The sequence below is a fragment of the Sunxiuqinia dokdonensis genome (assembly GCF_001270965.1).
GTDB lineage: Bacteria > Bacteroidota > Bacteroidia > Bacteroidales > Prolixibacteraceae > Sunxiuqinia > Sunxiuqinia dokdonensis.
On the sequence record NZ_LGIA01000206.1, the window covers coordinates 16,112 to 30,990 of the forward strand.

A 14,879-nucleotide genomic window follows, 5' to 3' on the forward strand; every position below is an offset into this window, starting at 1 on the left:
TAAAAAAAACAGTGGCCCCATGCAGTTTTATGAGCTGTACCGGAGCGAATGCTTTCTACAGCTGCTGAGGAGCGAAGTCTCTTTTTCGGCTTTTAATATGAACAGCGATAATAATTTGTGCCCATCATGTACTCGAAATTAAAGTGGCCATTCTCAATCACAACTGAATCATTGGGATTATCAATATTGAACAATACACCTGAAAATACGCCTCGGATTCCGTCAATACTCAAATTGTACGAAGGCATCATTTCTTCAATTGTCACAACATTTCGAAAATCACCTTCGACATTACGATAAAAGGTTGACTCGCCATTACGTGTTCGAATCAAGAGCACACAGGAGCTAATAAGCGATTCCTCCGAATCAGTTAAATAATAGGTACCAGGTCCCTCGACGAAAGCAATTCGAAGACGCAAGAAATCATCAGCACCTGTATCATTCGTTTCTGCCGGGCTTCCGTCTGCATGAATGGTATATGTCTGGCTGTCCTCTAATCCATGATAGTCACAATAGAAGGTTGAATAGCACGAATCCCCATTAATTAATGGGGACGTCCAGACCACATCGTCAATTTCCATTTCAAAGCTATTTAAGATATCTTTAGTCTCCGGCAAATTCTTTTCATCACAGCCGACGATTGCCACCAACACTGCCAAACAAAATAAATCTCTGATTCTTATTCTGCTCATATCTCCTTTTTTAATACTTTCATTTATTTGAATTCCTCTCTGTCATTATGTTTCCAGCCGCAAGTTATGAAATTAGACAGTATAAAGCCATAAATCGATAAGAATTCAGTTTCATTCAAAATAAGGGAGATAAGTGGGTTATGCTATTTCTAGCTTACAATAAGCACGAAGGCTCTCTTTTAATATGGGCAAAGAGCAAGCCAACCTTTAGCAGGCCGCTCCCTATTAAGAGAGCGATGAACTTGCAACAAAAAATGGACACTCAGTTAAGCCTTGCTTTCATTTTTTGTGGTACAACCGAAATACCAGACTGGATTAATTTCTTCTAACCCAACAGCGAAAAGTCAAGTTTTTTGTAACAAGTGATTGTACAATCGATGATCGCCTGGTCGCGGAAATCAGCATGATCTTTTACAAGGGCGACCGTTTTCTTTCCAGCCTTTTTGGCTGCCTGTAAGCCGGTTAAAGAGTCTTCAACAGCGATACAGCTTCCAGGTTTCATCCCTAACTTTCGGATGACACTGCGATAGACCGACGGGTCGGGTTTGCCCTCCAGTTCATGCTCTGCCGAAGAAACAGCGTCGAAGTAGTGTTTAAGCTTGAGTTTCTCCAACACAACCGGAATCAGTGCCGAAGGCGAATTTGTTGCTAAGCCGATTTTATATCCATTTAATTTTAGGTTCTTGATCAATTCCTCAATTCCATCAATGGCTTTTCCCTCCTCTTCAACCAGGCAGGCTACACGTTTTATAACAGCTTTTTCGATTTCAGCTAACGATTTGCCTTGCCATGGATTCCTGTCAAACCAGAACCGGCTTACTTCGCTTGTGGTCATGCTTTCTGTGATTTTACACAGTTCATCCGACAATTTTACGCCCACTGACGAAAAAACTTCATATTCTGCCTGCTTCCATAAGTTGCAGGAATCAATGATTACGCCATCCATATCAAAAATAACGGCTTTCATCGCACTTTTTTTTGTCATTTGTTCCATCTGTTGGTGTTGAAAGTGGCCATGAGCTTGTTTGTCAACCATTGGTCACTCGGCCAGGTTTAGGTTTGATTTGATCTGTATCATTTTGCCCAGCAGACGGGTATAAGTAACGAACTCCTGCACGCCTGCTTCTTCAGCCAGCCGCGCGATCTCCATGTTCAGGCTCTCAATTTCCGTCCGCCGTTTATTCCGGATATCTTCATAGGTAGAGATGAGCTGTCCGTCTGCCCGTTGACTGATCAGCAGCAACTTTTCTTCGATTTCTCTTTGCTTGAGTTCTATGCCGTATGTCCCGGCTAAGGCCACACATTCTCCAATTACGGTATTCGCCAAGTTGCCGGCTTCGGTATTTCTGTGAAAAATTCCGTTGTCTGTTTCAAGCAGGGGGCAAATGGAATTGAAAGCGCAGTTAATAATCACTTTCTCCCACACATATTTTAAAATATTGGGTTCGCTTTTAAAGCCAAAGTGTGGTGTATTGATTTGGGTTACCAGTTCGTCCGGATTGCCGTTTTTTCCGGTTATGCTTCCAACCGGGGAAGCCGTGACCGTTTTAAAGGTGACGTTATTTCCACCGGCCATCTGGCTGGTAGAAAACAAAACACAGCGGAATACCTTGTCAAAAGATGCAAATGGCTGTTCGATATTGAGGCCATTTTGAAGTAAAACAATTGAAAAATCGCCCTTTTTATCTTTCAGTTTCCCGGCAATCCGGGTATTTGCAAAACTTTTGACTGCGATTAGCACCACGCCGTTGACCGCGTCCAGAAGACTGAAGGTTGTTATGGTTATTTTCTGCTGAAATTTCTGATTTTCCTGGTTGGTCACGGTTATCAGTTCTTCCGTAGCAGGCCTGTCATCGATGCTTCCCCTGATAAGGGTAACATCTTTGTTTTCCGTTTTCAGAAAAACAGCCAGGGCTTTTCCGATTGCTCCTGAACCAACGATATAGATTTTCCCCTTATTCATGTTTTTGCTTTTGGCTGAGGACAAAATTGAAGTTTATACCTGTATTTTGCAAACATAAAACTGCTCATCTGGTAAATTGGGTGCCGTCACAACCCGGTTGCACAGCAAATGCAACTGGGACGGGGAGCATGTTTTTTACCGCTGATTCTTAATCAAAAAAGGGTCGAGACTTACACCCCATCAGCAGTTTGCCCGTGGTTTGAAATTGCCTTAACTGCGGTTACTGTTAAAAACGAAACACTTCCCATCTTCATTGCAGATTGAAAATCCGGTGCTAATCCGGTGCGGACGAGATATCCTGTCCAGCCGCTACCCGCATTCGGCAGCCCCTGATGAGGAGTGAGGTATTGAACAAAGCCTCATTAAACTCATATCAATATTTGAATTTTTAGTCCACTATCCATTATAAATAACGTTTCTGTAATAAAATAATCATAAAAATGGGGTTACGTATCCTTCCAAATTCGAATAAACAATAAAGCGGCACATTGTTAATTGCCCCTGATTCCTATCGTCTGACATATTTGGGAGCGGAGGCCGAACCGAACAAGACAGGCAATTATCAAATTTCAACCAATAAATCACAATAAACTGACTAACAACAACCTAACACATAAACAGATAAACTTAATGAACGCAAAAAAAAGAAACAACACATGATTCATGCCCTCAAAAATCATTTCTAAAGGAACAATACCCGAAATCGCGAACAGGTAGTATATCTACGGTTTTGAACCGATGAGATGTGAGAAGGGAAAAGCATTAAGGCAGAAAATCAGGTTTAGATGACCATAAAGAGTGAGTTGACTTTCGGCACAATGCCTATAACCGTATTGCTTCTATTGGTGTGCAAAATTCTTTGCGCACAGCTTTATCCACAAGCGACAGTCGTTCTCCGGCCTGCCCTTGGATTCCCATGCGCAATCGTGACAGGGAAAGCATATACCGAAAACCTCCCGGTTAACCGCCTTGTTGCCCCCGGGGCTCCGCATTTAACGCCAACTGCTACTCCAAAGACTGATTCAAAAATGAGACAAACCGCACAACGAGCCCCTCGTTTCAGGTTAAATGCCGGAACACAAATCGTGAGCGGACCAATCACTGCTGTTTCATCCGGAGCTTGGGATAACCCGGACAACTGGTCACCTCAGCAAATACCAACAGCCAGCGACGATGTTGTCATCAGCGAGGGTACGATCATCAGCGTTAACATCAGCAATGCACAGTGCAATCAGCTAACCATTCACGGCACGCTTCAATTTGATTCCGGCTCAGCGCTGGTTCTATACGGGGATTGGATCAATCACGGAACCAGCCTGACAGAACCCGGCACCATTCTCTTCGCCGGAGCTGAAGACAGCCGTATTGGCGGCACACAAGCGTCGTCCTTTTACAACCTGATCCTGGACAAAGACGAATTATCGGCTCTTGCACTTGGCGAACATGACCTTACCGTCACCAACGTGCTTACCATGAAAGGGGGCAGATTGGATGGCACTAGTTCAAACCGGATGGTCAACCTAACAAATCCTGATATCGGGTCGCTTTCCATTAGCGCGGGGTACATCCGGGGAGCATTCCGAAGAGCTATTAAAGACTCAGGATCTGCCGGTTATCTTTTTCCCGTTGGTGATGCTACAAACCAGCTACCGGTAGAGTTGAACCTGGGCAGCATTAGCCAGGGCGGAACAATAACAGTCCGGTCAGCTAGTGGATATCCGGCACTCCCGGGATCACTGCTGAATGATCAATCCGGCATGGATGCTCACTGGACGGTTTCCAATCAGGGAGTAGCATTTGGCTCCCTGGGTGGCCGGTTTTCCTTCCCCGCCAGTCTTGCTGCCGACGGGCCCTATCAACTGGGGGTTTATGATGCGGGTGGCTGGACCTACCCAACGGTAAGCTCAACACCCGGGAGCAGTCTGAGTTTTTCAGGCTTATCGGCGATCGACAATGCCACCTTCTCCCTGGCCGGCTGTTTGCGTCCCACGATCAGTCCGGGACCAAATCCAACGGTTTGCCAGGGTACCAGCACGGTAGTTCTCTCCTACGACGCGCCCGTTAATTCGCCGGACGAATATCGCATTGATTTTGATGAAGCAGCTGAAGCCGCGGGAATGACACCGATTGAGTGGTCTCCCCTGACTCCGGATGCGATCAGCTTCAATATTTCTGAGGGCGTTGACGCCGGAATTTACCAAGGGGTTCTCCAAGTTCGCAATGAGGCGTCCTGCACGAGTGAGGAAATGCCCTTCAGCATAACAATCGACCCGTTACCGGCAGCTTGGTGGAGCAGTGAGGATCAAATGATCTGTGAAGGGGAGTCGGCGACCCTGTCTGTTAACCTCACCGGCGAACCACCCTGGGACCTCACCTATTCCGACGGATCTTCCGCCCTGACCATAAGCGGGATCAACACCAGTCCCCACATCTGGGCCGTGAGCCCCGCAAGCACAAAAACCTACGCCCTAACGGCAGTGAGTGATGCCAATTGCAGCAAAACCATACTTTCAGAGACCTCCGAAGTTGCGGTTGGCCGCCAGCCTATTGCCCTTGCCGGGGCAAGCGGAACCGTCTGCGCCGGGAGTTCCACAGCAATCACCGGTGCAACAGCGTTGTTTGGAACAATCCTCTGGACCCATGACGGGCAGGGAAACCTGCTGGATGAAACGACCCTGCATCCAACTTACCTGGCTGATGCGTTGGATGCAGGTGCAACGGTCACCTTAACCTTAACCGTGACCAGCAACAATGCCTGTGCCCCACAGCAGGTAACAGACAGCCGTCAATTGGAAGTGATGGACTGCCTGCCGCAGTGCCCCAGCGCAACCCGATGCGATTACGACCTGTTCCAGTTTAATTCGGTTACTGAATTTGTTGCCGCCGGGGGACAAATCAATTTTCCGTGTTCGGCTTCCGATGTCAACATTCAACTGATCAGCGCCTCCTCCGATGGTGAACTTTGCCCCGAAACGATTACTCAAACCTATGAAATTTGGGACGATTGCGGAAACCGGGCCCGCTGCCAGGCGACGATTCTTATCGATGATACCGAGCCTCCCGCTTTGTCAGGAATCCCGGCTGACATCCCGGACTTGGTTTGTTCCAATCCACCTCCGCCTCCCGAGTTATACACAGAGATCACAGCAACCGACAACTGTGGCTCCCCGGTTGAAATTGTTTTTGAAGAAACCAGCACGCAGAAGTTTGACAATTCCTATGAATCCGTCGTTTACACCATCACACGGACCTGGACTGCAACAGATGCCTGCGGAAACAGCACGTTCGACACCCAAACCATTCATGTACGTTGTGAATACTGTTCCAACGGCCTGGACGATGATGGCGATGGACTGGTGGATGAGAACGATCCCAAATGTCCCTGCAGCAGCCCGTCCTACAAGCTGGATTGCAACTTCAACCAGATGTACTATATCCCTCCGGTCTGGCAAATGGATACCAGTTATGGAACCGACGGCAACACGTATACCAACCCCTCAAGCCTGGTAATCTCAACACCCTTCGGAACAGCCAATGTCAATATCCGGACAACAGATGGTACCACTTTCAACCAAAACTATACCATCACCCAGGGAACAGCCCAGGAGATTCCTTTAACCTACGACCTGGTTCAAACCCCCAATTTCAACACAGTTGAAACCAACCGGGGATTGATTGTTGAATCAGATCAACTGGTCCAGGTCGTTTACCGGATTGCTGCCGACAACAACAAGATGATGGTCACCATTAAGGGGGAACAGGCCCTGGGACAATGGTTCCGGGTAGCCAGCCAAACCAATGTATGCGGCGAACCGAATACCGACAAGCGGGAAAACCACTTCATCTCGGTGATGGCCGTGGAGGACAACACCATTGTGAACTTCGATTTCAAGACGCCGATGAAAGGTTTGGGCAGCACCCATCAGATCACCCTGGATGCCGGAGAAACTTACCTGGTTATCGACGACGACAACAACCAAACGGTAACCGGGTCGCTGGTCACAGCAAACCGGACCATTGCTGTGGTTAGCGGCAGCCAGCACTCGAGACAATGCTCTGACAGCGGGCGCGACGGAGGAGCCGACCAGCTCATTCCAACTTGCGGACTGGGTTCAAACTATGTGATTTCGCGCGGACAAGACAACGATGACCCCAGCCAGGCGAATTATGCTGTTATTGTAGGAGTCACCGAGAATACCCACATTTTCATTGATGGCAACACGACTCCCGTCGCTACCATCGGCCCCGGCGAATACCACACCTACAACATGCCCTCGCCCGACTTCAGCAACCACTACATTCAAACCAGCGAACCGGCCTATGTGTACCAATTCGGAAGCATAATGACTAATGGTGAAATCGGCATGGCCATTGCCAGTCCCATTGATGGCTGCCGTGGCGACCGGTACATCGAATTTTTTAAGTTCCCGGGAGCTCCTACAAACAACACCACCTTCATTATTCCAGATGCCGGACTGGCCAGCTTAACACTGAACGGAACACCTTATGCCAACTTTGGGATCAGCCCGCAACCCATTCCCGGCCTGGGCGGCTGGTCAACGGTGACTTTTAGCGAGTCGGACATGAACAACTACAACATTGTGGAATCAGACGAATATTTCAATGCTTCGCAGTTTGTAGGCGATGTGGCCGGCGGCACCATGGGGTACCTGACCAGTTTCAAGGATAAAATTGACATTTTTCATCCCGAGACTGGCGAAAAAACCTACGAGTACTTTGCAGCGACTATTTGCGGCGGGCAACCGTTCGAGCACACCATTGATGCTGCAAGCTGCTCAGGCTCGCGCTACATCAGTGGTTTTATTGGCGGAGGCAATACCGAAAGCTACAAGATCTTTCCCAACAGCGTCACCTTTCAGTACACCCCAAAAGCCGGATTCTCCGGAGAAGACCATGTCACCCTGATTATTGCTGATGAAAGCGGGCTGGTCCAACCAGTGTGCCTTAACTTTTACGTATGTGGCGAAGCTCCTGTTATCAGTTGCCCGGCGGATTTGACCCTGGAAGCCAGCGAAGGAACCTGCCTTTCGGATCCGGTAGCGCTGGGCAGTGTGACTGCTACGGGTGGATGCTCGTCAACCGACGCGCTCGTTATCACCAACGATGCCCCAGAACAGTTTCCGGTGGGCGAAACCCTGGTGACCTGGACGGCAACAGACTCTTGCGGCAATTTTGCCCAATGCTACCAAACGGTTAGGGTGAGCGATCACGAGCCCCCCTCATTTTCTCCGCCGGCGCCCATTACGGCATGCGTTGAGCGAATCTTTGAAGCGGTTTACAACAGTGAAACAGGTGATATCAGTCCCGGACGACCGGAATACTATCGCTTTCCGGCAGGCGACACAACATTTGACCTGACGGATATGGCCGACAATTGCTGTGCTGCCAACGACATGACCCTCCACTGGCAAATCGATTTTGCCCCCACGCCGGCCCTCTCTCCCCCACATGATCCGGTAAGCAAATCGCCCATTTCCGGTACCGGACAGCTGTCAACCTATGGAAGCGATATTTTGTTTCCCGGCGACGGCGTGACTTTCATGGATGTTCAACACACCATCAGCTACTGGTTAACCGACTGCAACAATAACACAACCGGCATTCAAACCACGACACTTACGGTCACCCCACGTCCCAATATCATCAAAAAGTTATAAAGAAGGCCCCCACTCGATTTTCCCGGAATGAAGCTTCGGCCCCCTTGGCTTCCATTTTTTAGAGTTTTCAATGACCAGACGTATCCCGAAAAATCCCGGACAGGCTGTGAACTATTCGCTCATACGGCTTACCCCGCTCCTATTCGGATTGCAAATCCCCTGTCAATAAGGCCTGGATGGCATTTCCAGTTCAGCCGCCGCCTGCTTTGTATATATTCGGAAGAGCGGATGTTAAATAATTAATCGGCTGGTAATATACGCATAGCCTTTTTCCTGATCATATTCTATTCCTGGTCTGAGTAATCCATTGATGTCGTGGCTAAATTCATGATCAATCATTTTATCATTCAGGTTTTGGAGAAATTGCTTTGTTGTTGGTGGCTTATCCACTACAAACTGCATGTATTCAAGGTAACAGTTCCGCAGTTTAACGCTATCAACATTTTCATGGCTTGCAGCCCACCAAAGATCAAACAGATCACGACCTTTCCGGCGCTGGTATAATGCCCGAAGTTTGGTGCCCAACAGCTCTTCCAACTCATATGACATGATGCTACAGTTACCCTTAAACCACGTGCTTTCGGTTTCATAGTGTACTTTGTTCAATCCCAATACGGAAAAATGTTCCCGGCAGTTAATCTCAATCTTCAACCGAAGGTTTACAATTGGTGGAATTTCCGATTCGAAACGATAGATAATTGTATTGTTGTTTCCATTTTGTTTGATTGAGCATTTGGTCCCTAAAAACTTCATTCGCTCCCTTATTCGCTCCAATAGGGGCTTTATCGGTCCTTCCTTAATCTGAACAAGATCAATATCTTCGGAATAACGAACCTGAGGCTTAAGAAAAACCTTATGTAATGCTGTACCTCCGCGAAAAGCCAAGTTTTCACGTAATAGATCGTCTGAAAATATTTCTATTAATGCCCGTTCAATTAGCAAATCTTGCTCCACTTGGGCATTGTCAGGCTACGAGGCACTTTGTCTCCATTCTTCAATATATCTGCGTGGTATCATAAATCGCTTTCCAATTCAGTATTGATATTGATTTTCCAATCGGGGTCAGTTATTCCTTTATTCCTGACATGCTTCAATAGTTGAACCGTTTGTATTTTTTTATCTTTTAATGCTCGCTTTACGGCAACAGCCAATTTCTCATTTCCTATTTCCTTATCGATAAGATAACCCAATCGCTGGATAGAGCTTGTTACCGAATAGTTTCGTGCCACCCTTGTTAAATCTGACGGCTTCATTTCTTCTATCAGTTCTTCCAGTATTGTGAAAACCCGGTTTATACCAAAATTTCCGTAGGTTAGCAAATCAAGCGCTGTCAATTCAGGTGAGGAAACATTGATATATCCAGCATCTGTTTTCATTTGGATAATATCATTTTCTGACCAGTCCTGCTTGACATAGAAATTTACGGTCAACTTTTGATTCCTTATATCCCTTAGTGCCGGCTTTTCAGTAATCACATAGTATTCCATTGGCTGTTGGTGACCAGCACCAAACAAAGCAGCTGCAGAGAATAGTCCCACGTAATATTTTTTCTCAAGTGTAAGCATCAGATCGTCGATAAACAAATTCGGGGGTATCATGCCCTGTCTGGAATATTCTGGTGTAATAATTGCAAAAAAGCCACGACGAATCGGAGTAATTTTATTTTTATTCTTTAAACGAAAAAGGGTCTGATTCAAGGCATTGCCAGAAAGGCCCAATTGTTGCTTTACTTCATCCAAACCAAAAGAATATCTCCCTTTTGCCCGAATATCACTAACAAGACCCTCTAATGTTAAAAACTGAGTCCCCATCTATAATCTATTTGCGTTAAACTACTATTTTCGTAATAGATCGCAAATTAAATCATTACATTGAAATTTCAAAGGATTTACCCGCCTATCTTACTATGTTATAATTTGAACCTGCGAAAGCCAAACCATTTTTTTCCAGCCGGACATCAATTTTTGTTTGCCCGTCTTCGGTTTGATAAAGTAGTATTTCTGAATTTGCCATGTTAAACCAGTAAAATATTTCACAAAAATCTTTGGTAGCTCTGTATTGCTTTGTTTTAAATGAGCTGTTGCCCTATTTTAACCCATTAGTATAACCCGCAGTGGTGGGGGTTAATGCATTCGTCTCATCCTCATTTCCCATCTTAATCCTGTCGATTTTTCAATCTTTTAAATCCTGTTCAGACATTATTCCCGGTTAATAAGGTTCGGATGACACACTCTGCACCAGCCGCTAACTGCTTTCGACAGATCCTGAGGAGCGGGTTCATATTACTTTTTTTTCTTGCTCTTCAGCTTTTTTGTGGTATCAGATATTTGTTCCAAAAAATGTTTTTCCACTTCCGACAATTCATTTTGTTTACGCGCTTTATATTTCTCATATTCCGAATGTGCTTTCTGTAAAGCTTGCTTATGGCTTATTGTTCCGGCGTGATTCAAAACATCTTTTCTTGTTAATTGCAGAAAACTATCCAATTGCTCAATCCAGTCTTTCATGTACATTGGGGTTTGGTTGAGTGCTTGAATTTCCGCTATTTCAAGATATGCTGTAACAATCCGGTTTAAGATATCCAATTCTTGTTCCGAAAGATAATTCTTTGCAATTTCCGCTTCCTGTTTCGTCGGTTTAGTGCCTTTAAAACTACTAAGACCAAGATTGGGCACCGTCGAATCAACTCTTTGGTAAATTACCTCAGCAGCAGTTTTTCCGTGCGCTGCCCAGTGCATTTTATTTTGAACGGTTTTAAAAAATACCATTGACATTTCCAGCGATGGGTCGTAATCGATACTGGTTGCATAAATATCTAAAACTTTGCGCCAAAACACCTTTTCAGACGAACGAATATCCCTGATACGCGCCAATAGTTCATCGAAATAATTTCCGCCACCTGCTTGTTTTAGCAGATCATCGTTCATCGTAAAACCTTTCACAATGTATTCCTTTAAACGTGCTGTTGCCCATTGTCGGAATTTTGTTCCCTGATGACTTTTTACCCGGTAACCAACCGAAATAACAACATCCAGGTTATAAAGCTTTACACTTTGTGTTTGTGTTTTTCCTTTAATGGCGCCATGTTGAGTGGTGTGTGCAAAATTTGCACATACCAATTCTTCGTCCAGTTCGCCTTCCTCAAAAATGTTTTTAATATGCTTAGTTATTACCGAACGTTCTTTCTGAAACAATTCGCCCATTTGTGCTTGTGAAAGCCAAACGGTTTCTTCTTCCAGCCGAACATCAATTTTTGTTTGTCCATCTTCGGTCTGATAGAGTAGTATTTCTGAATTTGCCATGTTTAACCAGTAAAATATTTCACAAAAATCTTTGGCAGCTCTGTGTTGTCTTGTTATAAATGAGCTGTTGCCCTATTTTTTACCCATTAGTAAAACCGCAGCGGTGGTGGTCGATCTCATCCTCATTTCCTAGCGTCGTCCTGTCCATCATATAATCTTTCAAATCCTGTTCAGACATTTTTCACCGGTTAAGCGGCCGGAATTGCAAATTCCAGCCAGCTGCCGCCAGCCTTCGACATATCCTAACCAGCTCGGGGAAGCGGGTCCACCCGCAAAATGCTTTCGCCAGATCCTGAGGAGCATGACCACTATTTGCCTTTTCTAATTTTTATTCAGTGAATTTCATTAGATATCGATGAGTAATACCCACTTCCCCCTAGTACTGCCATCTCTTTTCACAGCACCTTTTTCTTTCAATCTTTTTATATGTTCACCAACCGCCGATTCATTAATAGCAAGCTTTTCAGCAATGCCTTTATAAGTCACATCATTATTCTCCTTAATAATCTTAAGAACATCTTTTTGCCGATCTGTTAAAGAATCTATTACACCACCTATTGCACCACCTATTGCACCACCTATTGCACCACTTTCATCAACACCTTGCCAAACTTTATGGAGAACAACCATAAAGCCACCATCTTTTTCCAAAATATCAGGCTCAGGAAGCCCATGTTCTTTGCAGGAATTGTATATTTTTAAGGTGCCACGTCCCCAAGTATCAATATATCCGGCCATAAAACAAGCTTTGGCAATTTTAGGATTACGTGGACGGGAGTTGTGTTCTCCTTTCAATTCTCCCAAAGTTAAACCAAATGGCAAACCTCCCTCGTTCCAAATGGAAAGCCTGTTGTCATATACACGCAGCTGAATATGAGCACCCATGTAAGTTCTGTGTACTAATGCGTTAAGCATCATCTCCCTAAGGGCTGCAACCGGATATTCGTCTTTTTCAACGCGTTGCATTCCAACAAAATCTACGGGACGGGTCAAAAACTTATGATTCAGTTGCACTTGAACTTCTGCCAACATTTGAACCAAGTTGCCTTCTACTACTTCCTGAAATTTTAAATCGGTTGAATCTTTCCCGAAACGGCCTATTTTAACCTGAACATTTGGATAAAATCGGTTCGGGTTCTTCCCAAAAAGAACAATGGCTGCCCTTTTTAATTTACGGCCTTCTGTAAGCTGTAATTTTTCTAATATTTGAAAAACGGATAACCCTTTTGTATCAGGCATCCTGCCTTTTTCTCTGCTATCTTCGATAAACTTTGCAATACTCTTCTCTTCAATATCTTTTATAGTTGCACCTTCTTCAACCACATCATCCCATGTTTTACCAGCCTTTTTAAGCAAAAATTCGTTCAATTCAACACCTGTTAATTCCATTTTCGTACTGCCTGTACGGTAATAAAATCTGCCACGCAACGAAACAGCCACCGAGTACGGATTAACTTTTATTGAAATGTATTTCATTCCCTCTTTATCCTCAAGCTGCACATCACAGATAATCCCCATAGAATTACGGATTTTATTGGGAATATCTTCCATCAATTTTGAATAGTCAGCCAGGTGAGAAACATTTCCTTTGTTATCAATACCAATGTATATCATTCCTCCGATGGCATTGGCAAAACCACAAACCCATTTAAGGTAATCATCATGCCAACTTTGTTTATATTCTATGTTTTGTTGTTCGGGCATATTCTTTTGTTTTTTTATTGCGTCGAAAATTACATGATTTTCCCGGATGCGTCGGTAAAAAAACTGCTCTTTTTCAAGCTAAAGCATCGGCAGATATTTCGGGACTTATCGATGTGGAGTTTTGTGCGGGGGCTATTCACATTTTGTTTCCCGGTATGTTTTAATTGATTCCTAAATGCGCGTGGTCGTTTCTTTGTCCTGAATAGGATTGCTTGATTTTGGGACGGACAAGATTTTATTACTCTCGTCCTCATTTCGCAACGTAATCCTGTCCATCTTTAAATCTTTCAAATCCTGTTCAGACATTTTTCACCAGTTAAAAGGCCGGAATTGCAAATTCCGGCCAGCCGCCACCAGCCTTCGACATATCCTAACCAGCTCGGGTAGGTGCTGTTATGCGTTCGTTCTTCTTTCATCGTCAGTCGTTATATGTCAAGTATCGCAAGTTCTCCAATTCTGTCAAAGCGAAACATTCTTTCTGCCTCTCGCCTGTGACAATAAGAGGTAATATGTGTTTCGTTTGGTGTGAACCAAAGCTCTTGAGTTCCTGGACTATCGGTAGCAAGTTGAATATTGCTTATTGTTCGTATGCTTTCCTCTGCTTCAATTCTGTCGGCAATAATTAATTCTCCTGTTGTGTTGTCAACAGAATATGTTGTCCAAGCAGAACGAGTGTAACGCATACGAATAAATTTACGATACTGGATTGCTGTATTTACGATCGATGCAATTCTGTCAAGACCTAAATTCGGTCCCGTTGCTTCCAATGTAAATGCTCTTTGCTTGATAACAGGGTTTAGGATATTGGCAATCGAAAAAGTTCTATTGGTGTTTTTTAAGTAGCAATATGCGTGGAGATTTCCGTTATTAAATTGAGTTGGCTTTACAATCGTTGGAGTTCCGTTGTAAATGAAAGAAATAAAATTGTTGTTGCAGATTGCTGTTTTGATTAAATCATTCTTTGGATTTGCAGTTGGTTGAACTGTTGAAGGAATAATTATTGGTGGTTCGTCTTTTACTTGCTTCTCTGTTTCCTCGCCAAGTTTCGTTTCACTTACTGTGATTTGAGAGTTTTCATTAACAAATCCAAAGCTGTCAATACCCAAATATCGTTCACGATATTTTTCCCTTGACATTTTTTCTGCTTCTTCCTTTGTCCATTGAGGAACTGAAGAAATTGGTTTCGCTGACCGAAGTCCGTCAGGAATTTTGAATTGAGAGTGAATGTTTGCAATAACATTAGCGATGAACAAACAACAACTTTCAGGGTTTTGATGAACTTGAATTTCTGCAAAACGAATTACAATCCATCCACGATTTTTAAAAGCGTTGTTTCTGTTGGTGTCTGCAAACCTAAAATGGGTTGCTTTACGCTTTGCAATATCGTTTATCCCCTCATATGGTTCGTCAATCTCAACGTCAAGGAAAATATTTATTCCTGATTTCTCGTCAATAAAAGTAAAGTCAGGTTCATAAGGTTTGATACTGCCTTTGATAAGAATATATCTGTCGTCAAAAAGTTGAAATGAAGTTTTGAAAT

9 protein-coding genes are annotated in these 14,879 nt (G+C 44.4%); 1 reads left to right on the forward strand and 8 read right to left on the reverse strand.

Annotated elements, in window-relative coordinates; translation table 11 throughout:
* Positions 1-92 precede the first annotated feature (92 nt).
* The 3 genes from NC99_RS19510 to NC99_RS19525 all read right to left on the reverse strand — a co-directional run bounded on the left by NC99_RS19510 (position 93) and on the right by NC99_RS19525 (position 2,655).
* Positions 93-692, reverse strand: coding sequence for a DUF5025 domain-containing protein (locus tag NC99_RS19510; protein WP_157625089.1), 600 nt, complete (start codon positions 690-692; stop codon positions 93-95).
* Positions 693-1,017: 325 nt separating this feature from the next.
* Entirely contained in the window at positions 1,018-1,728 is a 711-nt protein-coding gene (gene hxpB / locus NC99_RS19520; protein WP_082326595.1) for a hexitol phosphatase HxpB, read from the reverse strand.
* Positions 1,729-1,731: 3 nt separating this feature from the next.
* Entirely contained in the window at positions 1,732-2,655 is a 924-nt protein-coding gene (locus NC99_RS19525; protein ID WP_053187963.1) for a ketopantoate reductase family protein, read from the reverse strand.
* 1,028 nt (positions 2,656-3,683) lie between these two features.
* On the opposite strand from NC99_RS19525, the gene NC99_RS19530 reads away from it, so the two are divergent.
* A complete protein-coding gene (locus NC99_RS19530) occupies positions 3,684-8,333 on the forward strand; it encodes an HYR domain-containing protein (RefSeq protein ID WP_053187967.1) in 4,650 nt (1,549 codons plus the stop codon).
* A 231-nt stretch (positions 8,334-8,564) separates the two neighbouring features.
* On the opposite strand, the gene NC99_RS19535 is transcribed toward NC99_RS19530, so the two are convergent.
* From NC99_RS19535 to NC99_RS22200, 5 genes are all read right to left on the reverse strand, one after another.
* A complete protein-coding gene (locus NC99_RS19535; protein ID WP_204375068.1) occupies positions 8,565-9,287 on the reverse strand; it encodes a nucleotidyl transferase AbiEii/AbiGii toxin family protein in 723 nt (240 codons plus the stop codon).
* A gap of 59 nt (positions 9,288-9,346) precedes the next feature.
* The gene (locus NC99_RS19540; protein WP_053187970.1) at positions 9,347-10,144 is read right to left on the reverse strand and encodes a type IV toxin-antitoxin system AbiEi family antitoxin domain-containing protein; all 798 of its coding nucleotides are present in this window, start codon (positions 10,142-10,144) and stop codon (positions 9,347-9,349) included.
* Between the two features lie 471 nt (positions 10,145-10,615).
* Positions 10,616-11,635, reverse strand: a complete 1,020-nt coding sequence (locus tag NC99_RS19545; RefSeq protein WP_053187973.1) for a virulence RhuM family protein — start codon at positions 11,633-11,635, stop codon at positions 10,616-10,618.
* A 345-nt stretch (positions 11,636-11,980) separates the two neighbouring features.
* Positions 11,981-13,339 (reverse strand): ATP-binding protein, encoded by a 1,359-nt coding sequence (locus tag NC99_RS19550; protein ID WP_082326597.1) that lies wholly within the window; start codon positions 13,337-13,339, stop codon positions 11,981-11,983.
* 425 nt (positions 13,340-13,764) lie between these two features.
* Positions 13,765-14,879 (reverse strand): WYL domain-containing protein (locus tag NC99_RS22200; protein ID WP_204375069.1); only part of this gene is annotated, 1,115 nt, incomplete at its 5' end.